At 65.2% G+C, this 20,341-nt stretch carries 18 protein-coding genes; 10 read left to right on the plus strand and 8 right to left on the minus strand.

Annotated features, from left to right (window positions below):
- Positions 1-77 precede the first annotated feature (77 nt).
- The 5 genes from TQ98_RS00410 (at position 78) to TQ98_RS00430 (ending at position 5,495) form a co-directional block, all read left to right on the plus strand.
- Positions 78-1,178, plus strand: a complete 1,101-nt coding sequence (locus TQ98_RS00410) for a polyamine ABC transporter substrate-binding protein (RefSeq protein WP_044870976.1) — start codon at positions 78-80, stop codon at positions 1,176-1,178.
- Positions 1,179-1,338: 160 nt separating this feature from the next.
- Positions 1,339-2,412, plus strand: coding sequence for a polyamine ABC transporter substrate-binding protein (locus TQ98_RS00415; protein WP_044871304.1), 1,074 nt, complete (start codon positions 1,339-1,341; stop codon positions 2,410-2,412).
- Between the two features lie 139 nt (positions 2,413-2,551).
- Positions 2,552-3,694, plus strand: a complete 1,143-nt coding sequence (potA, locus tag TQ98_RS00420; RefSeq protein WP_044870977.1) for a polyamine ABC transporter ATP-binding protein — start codon at positions 2,552-2,554, stop codon at positions 3,692-3,694.
- Positions 3,695-3,717: 23 nt separating this feature from the next.
- On the plus strand, positions 3,718-4,599 hold the full coding sequence (locus TQ98_RS00425) for an ABC transporter permease subunit (protein WP_177410200.1): 882 nt from the start codon (positions 3,718-3,720) through the stop codon (positions 4,597-4,599).
- Positions 4,596-5,495, plus strand: coding sequence for an ABC transporter permease subunit (locus tag TQ98_RS00430; RefSeq protein WP_044870979.1), 900 nt, complete (start codon positions 4,596-4,598; stop codon positions 5,493-5,495). Before TQ98_RS00425 ends, TQ98_RS00430 begins: the two co-directional genes overlap by 4 nt.
- A 188-nt stretch (positions 5,496-5,683) precedes the next feature.
- On the opposite strand, the gene TQ98_RS00435 is transcribed toward TQ98_RS00430, so the two are convergent.
- Positions 5,684-6,436, minus strand: a complete 753-nt coding sequence (locus TQ98_RS00435; RefSeq protein WP_044870980.1) for an NRDE family protein — start codon at positions 6,434-6,436, stop codon at positions 5,684-5,686.
- A gap of 169 nt (positions 6,437-6,605) precedes the next feature.
- On the opposite strand from TQ98_RS00435, the gene TQ98_RS00440 reads away from it, so the two are divergent.
- The 4 genes from TQ98_RS00440 to TQ98_RS00455 are packed head-to-tail and all read left to right on the plus strand — an operon-like array spanning position 6,606 to position 10,038.
- Positions 6,606-7,388 (plus strand): sulfite exporter TauE/SafE family protein, encoded by a 783-nt coding sequence (locus TQ98_RS00440; RefSeq protein WP_044871305.1) that lies wholly within the window; start codon positions 6,606-6,608, stop codon positions 7,386-7,388.
- A gap of 9 nt (positions 7,389-7,397) precedes the next feature.
- Entirely contained in the window at positions 7,398-8,198 is an 801-nt protein-coding gene (lgt, locus tag TQ98_RS00445) for a prolipoprotein diacylglyceryl transferase (protein WP_044870981.1), read from the plus strand.
- Positions 8,198-8,992 (plus strand): thymidylate synthase, encoded by a 795-nt coding sequence (locus TQ98_RS00450; protein WP_044870982.1) that lies wholly within the window; start codon positions 8,198-8,200, stop codon positions 8,990-8,992. Before lgt ends, TQ98_RS00450 begins: the two co-directional genes overlap by 1 nt.
- Before the next feature lie 50 nt (positions 8,993-9,042).
- Positions 9,043-10,038: a ribonuclease T(2) gene (locus TQ98_RS00455; protein ID WP_044870983.1), complete on the plus strand. Its 996-nt coding sequence runs from the start codon at positions 9,043-9,045 to the stop codon at positions 10,036-10,038.
- Positions 10,039-10,100: 62 nt separating this feature from the next.
- On the opposite strand, the gene TQ98_RS00460 is transcribed toward TQ98_RS00455, so the two are convergent.
- From TQ98_RS00460 to TQ98_RS00475, 4 genes are all read right to left on the minus strand, one after another.
- Positions 10,101-10,835 (minus strand): hypothetical protein, encoded by a 735-nt coding sequence (locus TQ98_RS00460; protein WP_044870984.1) that lies wholly within the window; start codon positions 10,833-10,835, stop codon positions 10,101-10,103.
- A 156-nt stretch (positions 10,836-10,991) separates the two neighbouring features.
- The gene (locus TQ98_RS00465; protein ID WP_044870985.1) at positions 10,992-12,362 is read right to left on the minus strand and encodes a GTPase/DUF3482 domain-containing protein; all 1,371 of its coding nucleotides are present in this window, start codon (positions 12,360-12,362) and stop codon (positions 10,992-10,994) included.
- Positions 12,355-13,752 (minus strand): DUF2868 domain-containing protein, encoded by a 1,398-nt coding sequence (locus TQ98_RS00470; RefSeq protein ID WP_044870986.1) that lies wholly within the window; start codon positions 13,750-13,752, stop codon positions 12,355-12,357. Before TQ98_RS00470 ends, TQ98_RS00465 begins: the two co-directional genes overlap by 8 nt.
- Before the next feature lie 96 nt (positions 13,753-13,848).
- Positions 13,849-15,384, minus strand: a complete 1,536-nt coding sequence (locus TQ98_RS00475; RefSeq protein ID WP_044870987.1) for a nucleobase:cation symporter-2 family protein — start codon at positions 15,382-15,384, stop codon at positions 13,849-13,851.
- 294 nt (positions 15,385-15,678) lie between these two features.
- On the opposite strand from TQ98_RS00475, the gene TQ98_RS00480 reads away from it, so the two are divergent.
- Positions 15,679-16,191 carry a dihydrofolate reductase gene (locus TQ98_RS00480; protein WP_044870988.1) on the plus strand — a complete coding sequence of 171 codons (513 nt, stop codon included), beginning with the start codon at positions 15,679-15,681 and terminating at the stop codon, positions 16,189-16,191.
- Positions 16,192-16,241: 50 nt separating this feature from the next.
- On the opposite strand, the gene TQ98_RS00485 is transcribed toward TQ98_RS00480, so the two are convergent.
- From TQ98_RS00485 to ilvD, 3 genes are all read right to left on the minus strand, one after another.
- On the minus strand, positions 16,242-16,706 hold the full coding sequence (locus TQ98_RS00485) for a metallophosphoesterase family protein (protein WP_177410151.1): 465 nt from the start codon (positions 16,704-16,706) through the stop codon (positions 16,242-16,244).
- A 39-nt stretch (positions 16,707-16,745) separates the two neighbouring features.
- On the minus strand, positions 16,746-18,125 hold the full coding sequence (locus tag TQ98_RS00490; RefSeq protein WP_044870989.1) for a uracil-xanthine permease family protein: 1,380 nt from the start codon (positions 18,123-18,125) through the stop codon (positions 16,746-16,748).
- 215 nt (positions 18,126-18,340) lie between these two features.
- The gene (gene ilvD / locus TQ98_RS00495; protein ID WP_103102830.1) at positions 18,341-20,179 is read right to left on the minus strand and encodes a dihydroxy-acid dehydratase; all 1,839 of its coding nucleotides are present in this window, start codon (positions 20,177-20,179) and stop codon (positions 18,341-18,343) included.
- Positions 20,180-20,341 lie beyond the last annotated feature (162 nt).

The raw sequence follows: 20,341 nt of genomic DNA on the forward strand, positions 1-20,341 counted from the left end.
GTTGGCCAGGCTCACCGAGTGGTGACGTATTCGGTACGACGCCACTCGGACACTTCAACAAAAATGGAGCTACCCGCATGATCAAAACCTTCGGCAAGACCCTGCTCGCCATGACCCTGGCGGGTGCCGTGGCCGGTATGGCCCAGGCTGACGACAAAGTGCTGCACATCTACAACTGGTCGGACTACATCGCTCCGGATACCGTCGAGAAGTTCACCAAGGAAACCGGCATCAAGGTCGTCTACGACGTCTTCGACTCCAACGAGACCCTTGAAGCCAAGCTCCTGGCCGGCAAGTCCGGTTACGACATCGTTGTTCCGTCCAACAACTTCCTGGCCAAGCAAATCAAGGCCAAGGTTTACCAGCCCCTGGACAAGTCCAAGCTGCCGAACTGGAAGAACCTGGACCCGAACCTGCTGAAGACCGTCGAAGTTTCCGACCCGGGCAACAAATACGCGTTCCCCTACATGTGGGGCTCCATCGGCATCGGTTACAACCCGGACAAGGTCAAGGCCGTACTGGGCGACAACGCCCCGGTGGATTCCTGGGACCTGCTGTTCAAGCCGGAAAACATCGAGAAGCTGAAGTCCTGCGGCGTGTCCTTCCTCGACTCGCCCACCGAGATCCTGCCGATCGCCCTGAAGTACCTGGGCCACGATCCGCTGAGCCAGGACCCCAAGCAGCTGAAGGAAGCCGAGGCGCTGTTCCTCAAGATCCGTCCTTACATCACCTATTTCCACTCCTCCAAGTACATCTCCGACCTGGCCAACGGCAACCTCTGCGTGGCCGTGGGTTACTCGGGTGACGTGTACCAGGCCAAGTCCCGCGCTGAAGAAGCCAAGGGTGGTGTGAAGGTCGCCTACAACATTCCGAAAGAAGGCGCCGGTACCTTCTTCGACATGGTCGCCATGCCGGCCGATGCCGCCAACCCGGAAGCCGCCTATGCGTTCATGAATTTCCTGATGAAGCCGGAAATCATGGCCGAGATCACCAACGAGGTGCAGTTCCCCAACGGCAACGCCGCTGCCACCCCGCTGGTTAACGAGGAGATCCGCAAGGACCCGGGCATCTACCCGACCCAGGAGACCATGGCCAAGCTCTACGCCTTCCCGGACCTGCCGCCGAAGGTGCAGCGCGCAATGACCCGCACTTGGACCACCATCAAGTCGGGCAAGTAAGTACGGCTACCGTGCCCGGCGGGGGCTCCTCCGCCGGTGCTCGGGTCGCGAAGCAGAGAACCGTGAGTTCACTGGCCCGGGTTGCGGGAAAGACCCGGGCTCCTTCCGGCGATGCCGGATACCACAAGAGGACGAACCTGTGCATTTCCAGATCCGCAAGATGATGATCACTGCTGTGGCCACCCTGACCCTGGTTTCCCAGGTCCAGGCTGACCAGACTGTGCATATCTATAACTGGTCGGACTACATCGGCGAGACCACTCTGGCGGATTTCCAGAAGGAAACCGGCATCAAGCCGGTGTACGACGTCTTCGACTCCAACGAAACCCTCGAAGGCAAGCTGCTGGCCGGCCATACCGGCTACGACGTGGTGGTGCCGTCCAACCACTTCCTCGGCAAGCAGATCAAGGCGGGCGCGTTCCAGAAACTCGACCGCAGCCAACTGCCCAACTGGCAGAACCTGGACCCGAACCTGCTCAAGCAGCTCCAGCGCAACGATCCGGGCAACGAGTACGCCGTTCCCTACCTGTGGGGCACCAACGGCATCGGCTACAACGTGGAGAAGGTCAAGGCTGCGCTCGGCGTCGACAGCATCGACTCCTGGGCCGTGATCTTCGAGCCGGAAAACATCAAGAAGTTGAGCCAGTGCGGCGTGGCTTTCCTCGACTCGGCGGATGAAATGATTCCCGCCGTGCTCAACTACATGGGCCTGAACCCCAACAGCACCAACCCCGAGGACTACAAGAAGGCCGAGGCGAAGCTGCTGGCGGTACGCCCCTACGTCACCTATTTCCACTCTTCCAAGTACATCGGCGACCTGGCCAATGGCGACATCTGCGTCGCCGCCGGCTTCTCCGGTGACATCTTCCAGGCCGCGTCCCGTGCCGAAGAAGCTGGCAAGGGTATCAAGATCGCCTACTCGATCCCGAAAGAAGGCGGCAACCTCTGGTTCGACATGCTGGCCGTCCCCGTGGACGCCGCAAACGCCAAGCAAGCCCATGCCTTCATCAACTATCTGCTCAAGCCCGAGGTGATCGCCAAAGTCAGCGATTACGTCGGCTACGCGAACCCCAACCTCAAGGCTGGGGAATTCATGAATCAGGAAGTACGCACCGACGAGTCCGTCTACCCGCCACAAGCGGTGCTGGACAAGCTCTACGTTTCGGCGGAATTGCCGCCGAAGGTCCAGCGGCTGATGACCCGCAGCTGGACGAAGGTCAAGTCGGGCAAGTAATGCAACGCCGGTGCGCCCGTGGTGTGGCGGGATCACCGGGAACGATCTGGCGGGGCGGGGCAGGGAGCCTGGTTCACGCCCATGCTGTATAAACGCCCCCGGCCGCGGTGGTCGGGTAGCAATTTCTGGGAGTGTGGTAATGGCAATAGCCTCCGGTGCCTACAAGAAAGCCCTCGAGGGCAGCCAGCAACCTAAAGAGGTGCTGGTCAAGATCGACCGGGTAACCAAGAAGTTCGACGAGACGGTGGCGGTGGACGATGTATCCCTGACCATCAACAAGGGTGAAATCTTCGCCCTGCTCGGCGGTTCCGGTTCGGGTAAATCAACCCTGCTGCGCATGCTCGCTGGCTTCGAGCGGCCCACAGACGGACGCATCATGCTGGACGGCGTGGACATCACCGACATGCCACCCTACGAGCGCCCGATCAACATGATGTTCCAGTCCTATGCGCTCTTCCCGCATATGACTGTTGCGCAGAACATCGCCTTCGGACTTAAACAGGACAGGCTCCCGGCTGCCGAAATCGACGATCGGGTCAACGAGATGCTCAAGCTCGTGCAGATGACCCAGTACGCCAAGCGCAAGCCGCACCAGCTGTCCGGTGGCCAGCGCCAGCGCGTCGCCCTGGCCCGTTCCCTGGCCAAGCGTCCGAAGCTGCTGCTGCTCGACGAACCCATGGGTGCCCTGGACAAGAAGCTGCGTTCGCAGATGCAGCTGGAACTGGTGGAGATCATCGAGCGCGTGGGTGTGACCTGCGTGATGGTGACCCACGACCAGGAAGAGGCCATGACCATGGCGCAGCGCATCGCCATCATGCACCTGGGCTGCATCGAGCAGATCGGCAGCCCTGTGGATATCTACGAGACCCCCATCAGCCGCCTGGTGTGCGAGTTCATCGGCAACGTCAACCTCTTCGACGGTGAAGTGGTGGAGGACGCCGAGGCCCACGCGCTGATCGCCTGCCCGCAGCTGGATCGCCCGATCTATGTTGGCCACGGCGTGACCACCTCGGTGCAGGACAAGCGCATCACCTACGCCCTGCGCCCGGAGAAGTTGCTGGTCACCACCGAGCAGCCCAACTGCGAGTACAACTGGTCCCGTGGTCGAATTCACGACATCGCCTACCTGGGCGGTCACTCGGTCTTCTACGTCAAACTGCCAAACGGCACCGTCGTCCAGTCCTTCGTCGCCAACGCCGAGCGCCGTGGCGCCCGTCCGACCTGGGATGACGAAGTGTTCGTATGGTGGGAAGACGACAGCGGCGTGGTACTGCGGTCATGAGAATTCCTAACCTGAAAAGCCTGATGCCGAACGGCCGGCACCTCGTCATCGGGGTACCGTTCTTCTGGCTGTTCCTGTTCTTCATGCTGCCCTTCGCCATCGTGCTGAAGATCAGTTTCGCCGAAGCCGACGTGGCGATCCCGCCGTATACGGAGATCTACACCTGGGCGGACAACCAACTGCAGATCATCCTCAACCTGGGCAACTACCTGATGCTCAACGAGGACGAACTGTACCTGGCGGCCTATCTGGGCTCGTTGAAGATCGCCTTCTTCAGCACCCTGATGTGCCTGCTGATCGGCTACCCGATGGCCTACGCCATCGCCCGTGCCAGCAAGGAAGCCCAGACCGTGCTTCTGCTGCTGATCATGATGCCGACCTGGACCGCGATTCTGATCCGCGTCTACGCCTGGATGGGCATCCTCAGCAACAACGGCCTGCTCAATGCGTTCCTGATGGGCATCGGGCTGATCGACGAGCCGCTGCAGATCCTCAACACCAACCTGGCGGTGTACATCGGCGTCGTCTATTCGTACCTGCCGTTCATGGTGCTGCCGCTGTACGCCAACCTGGTCAAGCACGATCCCAGCCTGCTGGAGGCCGCTTCGGACCTCGGTTCGAGCACCTTCAACAGCTTCTGGAAGATCACCGTGCCGCTGTCCAAGAACGGCATCATCGCCGGCTCCATGCTGGTGTTCATTCCGGTGGTGGGTGAGTTCGTGATCCCGGAACTGCTCGGTGGTCCGGAGACCCTGATGATCGGCAAGGTGTTGTGGCAGGAATTCTTCAACAACCGTGACTGGCCGGTGGCGTCCGCCCTGGCGGTGGTGATGCTGGCGATCCTGATCGTCCCGATCATCCTGTTCAACCGTAACCAGGCCAAAGAACTGGAGGGCAAGGTATGAAGCGCTTCAGTTTCTCCAACCTGATGCTGTGGGTGGGTCTGCTGTTCATCTACCTGCCGATGGTCATCCTGGTCATCTACTCGTTCAACGCCTCCAAGCTGGTAACGGTGTGGGGCGGCTGGTCGGTGAAGTGGTACGTCGGCCTGCTGGACAACACCCAGCTGATGAACTCGGTGTTCCGCTCCCTGGAGATCGCCCTCTATACCGCAGTCTCCGCGGTGGCCCTGGGCACCCTGGCTGCCTTCGTGCTGACCCGCATCCCGCGTTTCCGTGGCCGCACCATGTTTGGCGGCATGGTTACCGCGCCGCTGGTCATGCCCGAGGTGATCACCGGTCTGTCGCTGCTGCTGCTCTTCGTGGCCATGGCGCAATTGATCGGCTGGCCTCAGGAGCGTGGCATCGTCACCATCTGGATCGCCCACACCACCTTCTGCTCGGCCTATGTGGCCATCGTGGTGTCGGCACGCCTGCGTGAGCTGGACCTGTCCATCGAAGAGGCGGCCATGGACCTGGGCGCGCGGCCGTGGAAGGTGTTCCTGCTGATCACCATCCCGATGATCGCGCCGTCCCTGGCGGCGGGCGGCATGATGTCCTTCGCCCTGTCCCTCGACGACCTGGTGCTGGCCAGCTTCGTGTCCGGCCCCGGTTCCACCACCCTGCCGATGGAGGTCTTCTCCGCCGTGCGCCTGGGCGTGAAGCCGGAGATCAACGCCGTGGCCAGCCTGATCCTGCTGACCGTCTCGCTGTTCACCTTCTTCGCCTGGTTCTTCTCTCGCCAGGCCGAGGAGCGTCGCAAGCGGGCCATCCAGCAGGCGATGGAAACCATGGCCGAGGAAGCCGCGTCGTCCAGCTGGAAGCCGGGAACCGCAACTCAGGCCACCAGCCAGGCTGCCTGATCCCGCGCCGCAAAACACAAAGGCCACCTTCGGGTGGCCTTTGTCGTTTCGTCTTGTAGGAGCGTGAACCAGTCGTAGGGTGGATAACGCCCTTTTTATCCACCAGCGAGGCCAGGCAGGAGGCCGGATGGTGGACAGAGAAGCGCTCTTCACCCTACGTCGGGCCTTTGTCGCTTCAGGGCAACGCGTCAGTCCCGCAGTTCGACCCGCACATCTCCCAACTTGGCGCCGTACGGCCCGTAGCTGCGTTCCACCAGCTCGCGGGAGCCATCGGCACGGACGATCAGCGCCGAGCTGGCGCGGGTGCCGTAGGTGCGGGTGGCGATGAACACGCTGGACAACATGCGTTCGGTGTTCAGCCCTACGCCCGTCTCCGGGAGGATATGGTCCTGGGCCTGCTCCGGATCATGCAGCAGGTTCAGCAGGGCGTCCGCGGAGGGCGGGTTCAGGCATTCGGCCAGGGCCGCCTTGCCGCGCTCCACCTTGGGCCAGGGGGTGTCCAGGTCCGCGTTGGACACGCCGTAGATGCCCGGTTTGAGGTTGATCGGCCCACCGGTCCGGGGATTGAGGAACCAGAGTTCGCGATCGTCCCCCACCAGCAGGTTGAACCCCGAATAGTCACCGGCCCGGCGCAGGGCGTCCTCCAGGAATTCACCCGGCCCCATGGTTCCGCGCAGGAATTGCACGCAGAGCTCGCCACGGGTCCGGCCAACCGGCGGTGTTCGTGGGTCGCGGATATTGGTCAGGGCGGCGAAGCGGCCATTCGGGGCCGCCCCTAGCCAGGTTCCACCGGCTTCCAGGTCGCGGCCGGCGATGACACCGGGAGCATCTTCCCATTTGGCGAGGGGGAGGGTGGGGCGGGCGTAGAATTCGTCCCGGTTTGCTGCGAGCACCAGCGGGACTTCGTGTCCAGGGCGCCATGCGAATACGATCAGGCACATGGAGTCGTCTCCTTTTTATGAGCCGGAGTGTAGCAGTCGGAAGGAGAACTAACCCAGTGGCTCTGCGTTTTCCCAAGGGTTATCGGCAGCTTCCGGCTGGCGTCCATCGCGCCAGTTGGAGCGCGAAACGGCCTTCCGTTAACATGCCGCTTTGTTTTCGGGGGTGTCCATGGAATTCCTGCTCTACCTGGTGCTCGGCGCCTGTGCCGGCGTGCTGGCCGGGTTATTCGGCGTCGGCGGCGGCATGATCATCGTGCCGGTGCTGGTATTCAGCTTCACGGCGCAGGGGTTCGATCCGGGCATTCTCACTCACCTGGCCGTGGGCACGTCCCTGGCCACCATCATCTTCACCTCGATCAACTCGGTGCGCGAGCATCACCGCAAGGGCGCGGTGCGCTGGCCGATCTTCGCCTGGATGACCCTCGGCATCCTGCTCGGCTCCGGCCTCGGCTCCCTGACCGCCGCCGCCATCCAGGGGCCGATGCTGCAGAAGATCATCGGTGTGTTCGCCATACTGATATCGATCCAGATGGCCCTGGACCTGAAACCCAAGGCCAGCGGCACGGTCCCAGGCAAGCCGGGACTGACCCTGGCGGGCGGCGTGATCGGCTGGGCTTCGGCCATCTTTGGCATCGGCGGCGGCTCGCTGACGGTGCCCTTCCTGACCTGGCGCAGCGTGCCCATCCAGCAGGCAGTGGCCACGTCATCGGCCTGCGGCCTGCCCATCGCCTTGGCCAGCGCGCTGTCCTTCATGGTCCTGGGCTGGAATGAAACTCACCTGCCGCCCTACAGCGTGGGCTTCGTCTACCTTCCGGCGCTGGTGGGCATTGCCTTCACCAGCATGTTTTTCGCCCGCTTCGGCGCGCGCCTGGCTCACCGATTGTCGCCGCGCCTGCTGAAGCGCCTGTTCGCCCTGCTGCTGCTGTCAGTGGGCCTGAACTTCCTGATCTAAGGAGTTGTGATGCTGGCTTATCCCCAGATCGACCCGGTGGCCATCGCCCTCGGGCCGCTGAAAATCCACTGGTACGGCCTGATGTACCTCATTGGCATCGGTGGGGCCTGGTGGCTGGCCTCGCGCCGCCTCAAGGATTTCGACCCCACCTGGACCAGGGAAAAACTTTCCGACCTGGTGTTCTGGGTCGCCCTCGGCGTGATCGCCGGCGGCCGCCTTGGCTACGTGCTGTTCTACGACCTGTCTGCCTACCTCGCCAACCCGCTGCTGATCTTCGAAGTCTGGAAGGGCGGCATGTCCTTCCACGGCGGGCTGATCGGCGTGATGCTGGCGACCCTCTGGTTTGGCAAGCGCAACAACAAGAGCTTCTTCCAGCTCATGGACTTCATCGCGCCCCTGGTGCCCATCGGCCTGGGCGCCGGCCGCATCGGCAACTTCATCAACGCCGAACTCTGGGGCAAGGCCACGGACCTGCCCTGGGCGATGATCTTCCCGACCGACCCGGCCCAGCTGCCCCGCCATCCGTCGCAGCTCTACCAGTTCGCCCTGGAAGGCGTGGCACTCTTCGCCATTCTCTGGTTCTACTCGCGCAAACCTCGCCCGACCATGGCCGTCTCCGGCATGTTCGCGCTCTTTTACGGCATTTTCCGCTTTACGGTGGAGTTCGTCCGCGTCCCTGACGCCCAGCTCGGTTACCTGGCCTTCGGCTGGCTGACCATGGGCCAGGTTCTCTGCCTGCCGATGATTATCGGCGGCATCGCCCTGATCATCTGGGCCCATCGCCGCCACGCCACCCAAGGAGTCGTCTGATGAAACAGTATCTCGACCTGATGCGCCGGGTGCGCGAATCTGGCACCTTCAAGAGCGACCGCACCGGCACCGGCACTTACAGCGTGTTCGGCCACCAGATGCGCTTCGACCTGGCTGAGGGCTTCCCCCTGGTGACCACCAAGAAGTGCCACTTGAAGTCCATCGTCCACGAACTGCTGTGGTTCCTGCAGGGCGACACCAACATCAAGTACCTGAAGGACAACGGCGTCTCCATCTGGGACGAATGGGCCGACGAAGAGGGCAACCTCGGTCCGGTCTACGGCTACCAGTGGCGCTCCTGGCCGGCCCCCAACGGCGAGTCCATCGACCAGATCACCAAGGTGGTCGAGATGATCAAGAAGAACCCGGACTCGCGCCGGCTGATCGTCTCCGCCTGGAACCCGGCCCTGGTGGACGAGATGGCCCTGCCGCCCTGCCACGCCTTGTTCCAGTTCTACGTGGCCAACGGCAAGCTGAGTTGCCAGCTCTACCAGCGCTCGGCCGACATCTTCCTCGGCGTGCCCTTCAACATCGCCAGCTACGCCCTGCTGACGCTGATGGTGGCGCAGGTCTGCGACCTGGAGCCGGGCGAGTTCATCTGGACCGGCGGCGACTGCCACCTCTACGCCAACCACATCGAGCAGACCGACCTGCAGCTCACCCGTGAGCCGCTGCCGCTGCCCACCATGAAGCTCAATCCTGCCGTGAAGGACCTGTTCGCCTTCACCTTCGAGGACTTCGAGCTGGTGGGCTACCAGTCCCACCCGCACATCAAGGCCCCGGTCGCCGTCTGACCCGCTGCGCCGGGGCCCCGCGCCCCGGCCGCCCGCTGACAGGAGTCACCATGAAAGCCCCCCTCGCGGCCCTGTTCGCGGGCCTTGTCGGCCTCTCGCCTTTGTTCGCCACCGCCGAGTCCGCCCAGGGCAGCTTCGTCGCCAGCCAGCGCTGCGAGGCCTTCCAGTCCATCCGCAAGCAGACCAACCCGGACGACCTCGAAGTCCAGCCGGGCCAGCGCTACGCAGTGGTGGAGGTGAACAAGCGCGACTACGACTGGCTGCGCATCCGCGTGCCGGACAGCGCTACGCCGCTGCGCTGGGTGTCCGCTTCCTGCGGGACGGTCGAAGGGCTGGCATTCAATTCGGGCCAGGCGGCCAAGCCAGTGGGCGGTGGGAATGTCTGCAGCCGGCCGGACCAGCACGATGGCTACGTGCTGGCCGCCACCTGGCAGCCGGGTTTCTGCGAGCACACGTCCTACAAGGGCAGTAAGCCCGAATGCGAGGGCCTGGAGTCCGGCGAGTTGCAGATCTCCCACCTGACGCTGCACGGCCTCTGGCCCAATCGCCAGTCCTGCGGCAAGAGTTATGGCCATTGCGTCGGGCCCGATCTGAAACTCAGCGCCGATACCCTGGCCTACGTCCGCCCCTGGATGCCGAACTTCCGTTACGGCACCAGCTTCGGCCGCTACCAGTGGGACAAGCACGGGGTCTGCCAGACGCAGATGGACGACGATGTCTACTTCCGCCGCGCGGTGGACCTGGTGCGGCAGCTGGACGCGTCGGCGGCGGGGCAGTACATCGTGGCCAATATCGGCGGCGCCATTTCCCGGCGCGCCTTTTACCAGAAGGTGGAGCAGGAGTTCGGCAATGCTTCGGCCGCCAACAACTTCCTGCTCATCTGCAGCGGCAAGTACCTCCAGGAAATCCGTGTTTCCCTGCCCCGCGAATTGAAGCAGGCGGACAGCCTGGTGGGCGTGGTGGACGGTCAGTTCGCCGCCAGCCGCTCGCAGGATCGCAGCGAGTGCAGCGCCGATCGCATCCTGATCGAAGCGGGCGGCCGCTGATCCCGAGGGGCTGAGCTGCTCCGGGGACGCCCCGTCGCAGCCCGGTTGGTGCAGGTCCCTGGCTAGTTCAGGCTGACGGCCAACTCGTCGAGATCGACGACCGCACGGCTCAGGTAGAACTCGGCGCCACCGTGGGTGCGACCGCCGCCTTGCTGGAGCTGGGCACGAACGAAGCGGTAATTGGTCCTGGCTTTGCCCAGCACGTCTGCGTGATCCGGATGGTCAGCAAGCAACTGGTCGAAACGTTGCTCGATGTCGGCATCCAGGCGCGCTGCCTGCGCTTCGGGCAGGGCGAAGTCCAGCTTGTTCGGCAGGGGGTAGGCGCGCAGCTGATAGTCCAGCAGCAGGCTGGCCAGCGCCTGGCTCTGGGCGTTGAACGGCGCGCCCGGGTCGCCGGCCGGGTCCTGCTTCAGGCCTGCGGAGAGAGCCTGGGCGGCGTGCTCCAGTCTCCGCTCCTGCTCCAGCAACTGGCCGACCAGCTCCGGAAAGCGGGACGCCTGATCGCGTGGCAGGCCGTCGAGTGTCTTGAACAGCTTTTCCATGGCCTGCACCGGACTCTGCAGCGCTTCAGGATTGCCGAGCTGGACGACGAGGCGGCTCAGGGTGTTGAGGTGGTAGAAGGTGGCGCTCAGGGCGCGCGGGTCGGGTTCGCGCTCCTGAGGATTGAAGTAGACCATGGCGCTGGCGCAGAGCAGCCGGCTATGGCTACTCAGCTCGCCCAGATTCCGGGCATCCTGCTCACTACCCCAGGTCAGCGGGCTCAGCAGGCAGAACAGCAACAACCACTTGCGCATCATCCATCTCTCCCTGTTCTTGTTTTTGTGTCGGGCGCTGGGGGCGGGGCAACGGGCCCCTTGCTGGCGCCCTGCATTCAGAGGTCAGCCCTGTTGGAGCGGCGGGCCAATCCTACGGGAGCCGAAGGCGTTCGGTAAGTCCTCGCGGCGGGCGCTTCGTCAGGGCATCAGGCCCGTGGCCAGCGTTGCCACGTGCCCCTGGCGTTCGGCCTGTTCCAGTTCCGCTTCGGCGTTCAGCGACGACCACTCCGGGTGAGCTCGGGCCTTGGCCAGCACGGTTGGCAGCTTGCCTTCCCGCCACTGCTTCTCTTCCGGGGTATCGATGCGAACCGCCTCGAAGGCCGCGTGGCCACGGGCGTCCAGTGCCTGGAGCAGTTGCCGCTGACGCAGGGCCAGCAGGCGCAGGATGGCGTCGTCCACGGTCAGTTCCCGCTGCCCCTTGAGTTTGCCCAGCAGGCGTTCGCCGTAATGGCCGAAGGTCTGCCAGGCGCCGCCGGCGATGGCGCCGAGCGCCGCCGCGGCGCCCAGGGTCAGGCCGCCCACCAGCAGGTCGACGCCGGCGCCGGCGGCTGCGCCCGCCGCCATGCCGCCACCCAGCCGTACTCCCAGTTGTTTCAGGGTCTCCGGGTTGAACAGGTCATCCCCCCAGCGGCCGCCCAGCAGAGGCAGATCGCTGGCGGTAGCATCCTCCCGGCTGAAGGCGTAGAGGCGCAGCAAGGCCTCCACACAGCGCTGCTCACGCTCCCGCACCTGCTGGCGCAGGGTTCCCGTGGCGGCTTGCAGGGCAGCGTCCTGGGCGGGTACGAGGCGGCGGCAAGCAGACACATCCAGCAGGAGTTCGGCGATCAACCGGCTGCCGGCTTCCAGACGCAGGCGCCGCTGTGCCTGGTGGTCCTCCGCCAGCCGCTGCAATTGCGGCCGGGCCCGTTCCAGCAGCAGGGCCAGGCTGTCGTAGAGGCGCTGTTCGCCGTCCAGCGGCGGTGCCACGCTGTCGAAGCGCACCAGGGCGTGCAATCCAAGACGGGCCAGGGCTTCGCGCCAGTCCGCTTCGCGGTGGCCTTCGCTGGCGACGAAGTTCAGCACCGGCAGGAGCGGACGGCCGCACATCGCCAGCACCGCCAACTCGTCCCGGTACTTGGCCAGCACCGGCTCGCGGGCGTCGATCACATAGAGTCCGGCGTCCGACACCAGCAGTTGGCGCAGCACCTTGGCTTCCTGTTCGAAACGCTGGCGCGCCTCGCTGCCATCGAGGAAGCGGGCCAGGCGGGCCGGGCCGTCCAGGCGTTCGCCGGGGCGGTCCAGACGCTCCAGGTGATCCAGCAGGGCGATGGCGTCTTCCAGGCCGGGGGTGTCGTAAAGCTCCAGCAGCGGCTGACCCTCCACCGAGAGCCGCGCGCCCTCCACATGGCGGGTGGTGCTGGGGCGGTGGGATATCTCGCCAAAGTCGCGATCCCGCAGCAGGGTACGCAGCAGGGAGGTCTTGCCCACATTGGTGTGGCCAACCACGGCCAGCTTCAGCGGCTTAGTCATGACCGGTCTCCAGCCAGTTCATGGGGGCGCCTTGGGCGTGGGGCAGGTCCAGGCGTGCCAGGGCCTGATGCCAGTCGTCCAGGCGCTGGCTGTCCAGGGCTTCGCCGGTCGGCGCGGGCAGCAGCCAGACACGGGTTTGGGCAGCGCTGCGGGCCAGCTCGCCAATCAGCGCCAGGGTGCCGCGGTCCGGCGAGCGGCGTGGGTCGCAGGCGACCGCCAGGCGGGCCGGCGGAAAGCGGCTGAGCTGGTCCAGCAGGCGCTGGCGCTGTTCACGGCTGTCCAGTACCCCGGCATCGCCCACGCCCTTGGGCAGGGCCGGAGGCCAGGGGCGGCGGTCGTCCAGTTCGATGGCCACCAGCAGGGCGCCGTGGCTTTCGCCAAGGAGGTTGCCGCCCTGAGGCTGGGTCAATTCGGCGGGTGCGGCATCGCAGACCCCCAGGCGCTCGCTGGTCGGCTGCAGGCGTTCCCGCAGCAGGCTGTAGCCGGGCAGGCCGAGGTCCAGGCCAAGGCGCGACTGCCCTTGCAGCCAGCGCCAGAGGCAGAACAGACCTAGCAGCAGGCGCGGCAGCAGGCCATAGGTGAAGGTGACTCCCAGCAGCCAGCCGGACCAGGCCTGCCGCGCGGACTCCTCTGTCAGCGCGCTGCTGCTGGCGCGGATGGTTTCCGCATCCGGCAGGCTGAAACCGAGCAGGGCGGGCAGGGCGCCCAGGGCCTGGGTCAGGAAGACGAAGGTGTCGCTGCCGAGGATGGTGGTTTCCCAGACGAAGCCGTAGCGGCGGGTGGCGAGCAGCAGGAGCAGAACCACCAGGGCACTGCCCAGGGCCAGCAACCAGGCGCCGTGGACCAGGGCGCCCAGGCCCCAGCGGGTCAGACGCTGGCGTTGCAGCATCAGGAGCAGCGCGGGCGCCAGGTGCGCGGCCTGGGCGTCGCGGGCGAGCTTGCCGCTGAGCCAGAGCCACAGGCGCCCAACCGCACTGGCGCTGCCGCCTAGGCTGAATGACAGGGCCCAGCCCAGCAGCGTCAGCAGGTGCAGGCCGAGCAGGCTGCCGAGGGCCCAGAACAGATTGACCGGACGCTGGCCGTCGCCGAGGGCGGCCAGGGCAAGACCGGCACCGCTGACCAGCGCCAGCACCACCAGCAACAGGCCGGCGAGCCGCGCGCCTTGGCGCCAATGCTGCAGGGCCTGGACCTGGCCGTCGCGCTGGGCCAGCCAGAGGGCGCGGACCTGGATGCGTTGCGCCAGGTCGCCACCGGCGGCATTGGCCCGCCGGTTGGCTTCGGTGTCGTCCAGAGGGCCTGCGTGTTCTTCGCGCAGTCGGATGGCCTCGGTCAGCCAGAGCTGGTCGAGGGGGGAGAGGGGGGAGAGGGGATCAGGATTGGCTTCGCTCACGAAGGGCCTCTTGGCCAAGGGTGAGCTCAGAGAATAACCGCTGCGGCGAGGCCCATCATCAGCAGAAGGCCGGCGCAATGCGCCGGCCTTTTCTGGTCAGTGGCTGTGGGAACTGGCCGCCACCTTGACCCGTGGCGCCGTGGCTTCGTGGTGGTGGTCGTCCTGGTCGGTCACCTTCACTTCCTTGCCGTCGCAGTCATACAGCTTGCCGTCGCGGAAGTAGTCACCCTCGTTCAGGGCGGCGATGTCCTGGTAGCGCAGAGTGCGCTCGCTGGCGGCGACGAACACCGACTGCTGGTCCGAGTTACCGGCCTTCAGGTGGTTGAAGATGAGGTTCAGCAGGATGGCCATGATGGCGGCCGAGCTGATGCCGGAGTGGAAGATGGTTTCGAACCAGGCGGGGAAGTGGTGGTAGAAGGTCGGCGCCGCGATCGGGATCATGCCGAAGCCGATGGAGGTGGCGACGATGATCAGGTTCATGTTGTTGCGGTAATCCACCTGCGCCAGGGTGCGGATACCCGAGGCGGCCACGGTGCCGAACAGCACGATACCGGCGCCACCGAGTACCGAGGTGGGGACGGCGGCGATCAGGCGGCCCATCACCGGCAGCAGGCCGAGGGTCACCAGGATCAGGCCGGCGGTGGCCACCACGTAGCGGCTCTTCACGCCGGTCACGGCGACCAGGCCGACGTTCTGGGCGAACGCGCTCTGGGTGAAGGAACCGAACAGCGGGGCCAGGGAGCTGGAGATCATGTCAGCGCGCAGGCCGTTGCCCAGACGCTTGGAGTCGACCTTGGTGCCGATGATTTCACCCACCGCGAGAATGTCTGCCGAGGTTTCCACCAGGGTGACGACGATCACGATCAGCATCGACAGGATCGCCGCCACATGGAACTCCGGCATGCCGAAGTGCAGCGGTTGCGGCAGGGCAACCAGCGGGCCATCCAGCACCTTGGAGAAATCGGCCATGCCGGTGAACACCGCGACCAGGGTGCCGATCACCATCGCCAGCAGGATCGACAGGCGCGAGATGCTGGCGCTGCCCAGCTTGCTCAGCAGCAACACGGTGCCCAGGGTGAAGGCGGCCAGGCCGATGTTGGCCACGCTGCCGAACTCCGGCGACTGGCTGTTGCCGCCCATCGCCCAGCGGGCTGCTACCGGCATCAGGGTGAGGCCGATGGTGGTGATGACGATGCCGGTCACCAGAGGCGGGAAGAACTTGGTGATCCGCGAGAACACCGGGGTGATCAGCAGGCCAATCAGCGAGGCCGCGATCACCGCGCCCAGTACGGCGGGGATGCCGCCGGCGCCGTCGCTGCCAATGATGGCGATCATGGTCGCCACGCCGGCGAAGGAAACGCCCTGAACCAGCGGCAGTTGGCAGCCGAAGAACGGCAGGCCGATGGTTTGCAGCAGGGTGGCCAGGCCACCGGCAAACAGTGAAGCGGCGATCAGCAGGCCGATGTCGGCGGGCGACAGCCCGGCAGCCTGGCCGATGATCAGGGGCACGGCGACGATGCCGCCGTACATGGTCAGTACATGTTGCAAACCGTAGGCAAGGTTTGCACCGATGCCGAGGTTTTCATCTTCCGGACGTTGTGTCTGAGCTGGACTTGCGGATGGAACTGTCATGGTTGCCTCTCGCTTTTGTTCTTGTGCTGGCAACTGTAGACAATGAGGTGCCCCATTGACTAGTGTTTTGTATACAATTTTTCATCTGGCGTTTTTCGCCAAACTCCTGCGTAAAGCTGTTCAATTTCTGCAAATGCTTCGGTATTTGATATTGACTGATTGGTCAAATAAAAGCATTGCGACGAACGGTACATGTGTCACAAAGATCCTCAATCCAGGAACCGGCGGCCGTGCCGCGATCACCCGACGTCCGTTGGCTTTCTCTCGGGAGCGGCAGTCGGTATCCTCGCCGCCATGAACAAGACCCTGCCCCTCTGCCTGATTGCCGCCCTCGCGCAGAACCGCGTGATCGGCCGCGACAACCAACTGCCCTGGCACCTGCCGGCGGACCTCAAGCATTTCAAGGCCATGACCCTCGGCAAGCCGATCATCATGGGCCGCAAGACCTGGGATTCCCTGGGGCGCCCGCTGCCCGGCCGCCTCAATCTGGTGGTCAGCCGCCAGGAAGGCTTGCAGCTGGAAGGCGCCGAAGTCTTCCCGAGCCTGGAGGCCGCCATCGAGCGCGCGCAAGTCTGGGCCCGCGAAGAGGACGCCGAGGAGGTCATGCTGATCGGCGGCGCCCAGCTCTATACCCAGGGCCTGGCCCAGGCCGATCGCCTTTACCTGACACGCGTGGAGCTGGCACCGGAAGGCGACGCGCACTTCCCTGAAGTGTCGCAGCAGGATTGGCGCCTGGCCTCCAGCATCGAGCACGAGGCGACGACGGACACGCCCGCCTATGCCTTCGAGGTGTGGGAGAAGCGTTGAGGCTTTGCCTGGCGCGTGCCGAAACCTTGTAGGGGCGAATGAATTCGCCCCTACAAGTCCAGCTCCCGCAGCTCCGCTTGCACCTCATCCCCTATCACGAGAAACCCTACCGACACCGGCAGCTTGAAACGGCGTGGCCCGGCGCTGCCTGGATTCACGTGCAGCAGCCCGGCGCGCTCGGTGATCAGCGGCTTGTGGGAATGGCCGGTGACCACCGCTCGGAAGCCGCGCTCGGCCAGGTCATCCGGGATATCCGCCTGGTCGTGAACCAGGTAGATGCCCACGTCGTCCAGCCACAGTTCTTCGACTTCCTGCACGGCGTCCGCCCAGGCATCGCGGTCGTTGTTGCCGCGCACGGCGGTGAGAGGCGCCAGTTCGGCCAGGGCGTCGAGGATTTCGGGTTTGCCGATGTCGCCGGCATGGAGGATGTGGTCGCAGCCTTGCAGCGCGGCCAGGGCCTGGGGACGGAGGAGTCCGTGGGTGTCGGAGATCAGGCCGATGCGCAGGGAGGTCATGGAGTGGGCCTCGTCAGGTGACGAGGCCCATTCTGCCACTTAGCGGGATTCCGCCGGAGCTTCCGGCAGGAACCAGTTCAGCAGCAGGGCGCAGAGGCCGCCGGTGGCGACGCCGGATTCGAGGATGTTGCGCAGGGCGGCCGGCATGTGGGCGAGGAACTCCGGCACCTGGGACACGCCCAGGCCCAAGGCCAGGGACACGGCGATGATCAGCAGGGCGCGGCGATCCAGGGTGGTGCCGGCGAGGATATTGATGCCCGAGGCGGCCACGGCACCGAACATCACCATGGCCGCGCCGCCCAGCACCGGCTCTGGAATGGCCTGGAGCACGCCGGCCACCGCCGGGAACAGGCCCAGCAGCACCAGCATCAGGGCGATCCACAGGCCGATATGGCGGCTGGCGATGCCGGTCAGCTGAATCACCCCGTTGTTCTGTGCGAAGACCGAGCTGGGGAAGGTGTTGAACAGGCCGGCCAGCAGCGAGTTGGCGCCGTTCACCAGCACGCCGCCCTTGATCCGCTGCATCCACAGCGGGCCTTCCACCGGCTGGCGCGAGACCTTGCTGGTGGCGGTGACGTCGCCGATGGCTTCCAGGGAGGTGACCAGGTAGATCACCAGCATCGGCACGAACAGCGACCAGGAGAAGCCCAGGCCGAAGTGCAGCGGCATCGGCACCTGCACCAGCGGCGCATCGTGCAGGCCGCTGAAGTTCAGGCGGCCGAGCCAGGCGGCCAGGGCGTAGCCCACCAGCAGGGCGATGACGATGGCGCAGCTGCGCATCCAGACCACCGGGATGCGGTTGAGCAGCAGGATCACCGCCAGCACCGTGCCGGACAGCAGCAGGTTCTCACCGTTGGCGAAAGTGCCGTTGGCCATGGCGCCGAAGCCGCCGCCCATGCTGATCAGGCCCACCTTGATCAGGGTCAGGCCGATCATCAGCACCACGATGCCGGTCACCAGCGGGTTGATCAGCCGCTTGATGAAGGGCAGTACGCGGGAAATGCCCATCTCGACGAAAGCACCGGCCATCACCACGCCGAAGATCGCCGCCATCACCCCCTCCACGGGAGTGCCCTGCTTGACCATCAGCGCGCCGCCGGCGATCAGCGGGCCAACGAAGTTGAAGCTGGTGCCCTGGACGATCAACAGCCCGGCGCCGAATGGCCCGAAGCGCTTGCACTGCACATAAGTGGCGATGCCGGACACCACGAGGGACATGGAGACGATCAGGTTGGTGTCCCGCGCAGAGACGCCCAGCGCCTGGCAGATGAGCAGGCCGGGGGTGACGATCGGAACGATGATGGCCAGCAGGTGCTGCAGCGCGGCGAGCACGGCGGCCAGCGGGCGCGGCTTGTCGTCCAGGCCGTAGAGCAGCTCGTTGCGAGCCTCGATGACAGGGGGCTTTTCCAGTGAAGTCATGGCGATCGACCGCGAAAAAAAGCGGCGATTCTACCTGAGCGGCACGCGGGGCGGGTGGTGCAGGATTTGTACGGGCGAATTCATTCGCCAAGGGCGGCACAGCTGCCCCACAGGACTCCGCACGGCAGGCCTTCGGCCTGCTTGGCGATTGAAATCGCCCCTACGGAAAGGCAAAAAGCCCGGCGCAGGGCCGGGCTTTCTGGTCAGGGCGGCGATCAGTCTTCCAGCATTGCCTTGTTGCGCACCGCGCCCTTGTCGGCGCTGGTGGCCAGCAGGGCGTAGGCCTTGAGGGCGGTGGTCACACGGCGGGCGCGGGGTGCGGCGGGCTTCCAGCCTTTCTTGTCCTGCGCGTGGCGGCGGTGGGACAGTTCCTCATCGCTGACCAGCAACTGGATGCTGCGGTTGTGGATGTCGATGTGGATCTTGTCGCCGTCTTCCACCAGCCCGATGGCGCCGCCGGCAGCGGCTTCCGGCGAGGCGTGGCCGATGGACAGGCCCGAGGTGCCACCGGAGAAGCGACCGTCGGTGAGCAGGGCGCATTGCTTGCCCAGGCCCTTGGACTTCAGGTAGCTGGTGGGGTAGAGCATTTCCTGCATGCCCGGGCCGCCCTTCGGGCCTTCGTAGCGGATGATCACCACGTCGCCGGCCTTCACTTCGTCGGCGAGGATGCCCTTCACCGCGGCGTCCTGGCTCTCGAAGATCTTCGCGGTGCCTTCGAACACATGGATGGATTCATCCACGCCGGCGGTCTTCACCACGCAACCGTCCAGGGCGATGTTGCCGTAGAGCACGGCCAGGCCGCCTTCCTGGGAATAGGCGTGCTCGACGCTGCGGATGCAGCCTTCGGCGCGGTCCAGGTCCAGGGTCGGCCAGCGGGTGGACTGGCTGAAGGCGACCTGGGTGGGGATGCCGGCCGGGCCCGCCTTGAAGAAGGTGTGCACGGCTTCGTCGTTGGTCTGGGTGATGTCCCACTGGGCAATGGCGTCGGCCATGCTCGGGCTGTGCACGGTGGCGACATCGGTGTGCAGCAGGCCGCCGCGAGCCAGCTCGCCGAGGATGCTGAAGATGCCGCCGGCGCGGTGCACGTCTTCCATGTGGTACTTCTGGATGTTCGGCGCCACCTTGCACAGCTGCGGCACGCGACGCGACAGGCGATCGATGTCGCGCAGGTCGAAGTCGATTTCCGCCTCCTGGGCGGCGGCCAGCAGGTGCAGGATGGTGTTGGTGGAACCGCCCATGGCGATGTCCAGGGTCATGGCGTTCTCGAACGCCTTGAAGTTGGCGACGTTGCGCGGCAGCACGCTGTCGTCGCCTTCGCCGTAGTAGCGCTGGCACAGCTCGACGGCCAGCCGGCCGGCGCGCAGGAACAGCTGTTCGCGGTCGGCGTGGGTGGCCAGGGTGGAGCCATTGCCCGGCAGGGACAGGCCCAGGGCCTCGGTCAGGCAGTTCATCGAGTTGGCGGTGAACATGCCGGAGCAGGACCCGCAGGTGGGGCAGGCGCTGCGCTCGTACTCGGCGACTTTCTCGTCGGAGCAGGAGTCGTCGGCGGCGGCGACCATGGCGTCCACCAGGTCCAGGCCGTGGTTGGCCAGCTTGGTCTTGCCGGCTTCCATCGGGCCGCCGGAAACGAAGACCACCGGGATGTTCAGGCGCAGGGCGGCCATCAGCATGCCGGGGGTGATCTTGTCGCAGTTGGAAATGCAGACGATGGCGTCGGCGCAGTGGGCGTTGACCATGTATTCCACGGAGTCGGCGATGATCTCCCGGCTCGGCAGGGAATAGAGCATGCCGTCGTGGCCCATGGCGATGCCGTCGTCCACGGCGATGGTGTTGAACTCCTTGGCCACACCGCCGTGCTTCTCGATCTCGCGGGCGACCAGTTGGCCCAGGTCTTTCAGGTGCACGTGGCCGGGCACGAACTGGGTGAAGGAGTTGGCGATGGCGATGATCGGTTTCTTGAAGTCTTCGTCCTTCATCCCGGTGGCGCGCCAGAGGGCGCGGGCGCCGGCCATGTTGCGGCCGTGGGTGGAGGTTTTCGAGCGATAGTCGGGCATGGGGATTCCTGCGGCTGATACGGTTGCGAGTCCTGCACGACCCGCTGGTAAGAGTCATGTGCGTATTGGAGCCCTGTGCGCGTGCAGGCGTGGTGATGGTCGCGTCTGCAGGATTGCCGGGGGAGCGGGGTCTCCGCGTCCCCGGCAGGGGGCTCGTTCGGC

It is taken from the genome of Pseudomonas sp. LFM046, assembly GCF_000949385.2.
GTDB lineage: Bacteria > Pseudomonadota > Gammaproteobacteria > Pseudomonadales > Pseudomonadaceae > Metapseudomonas.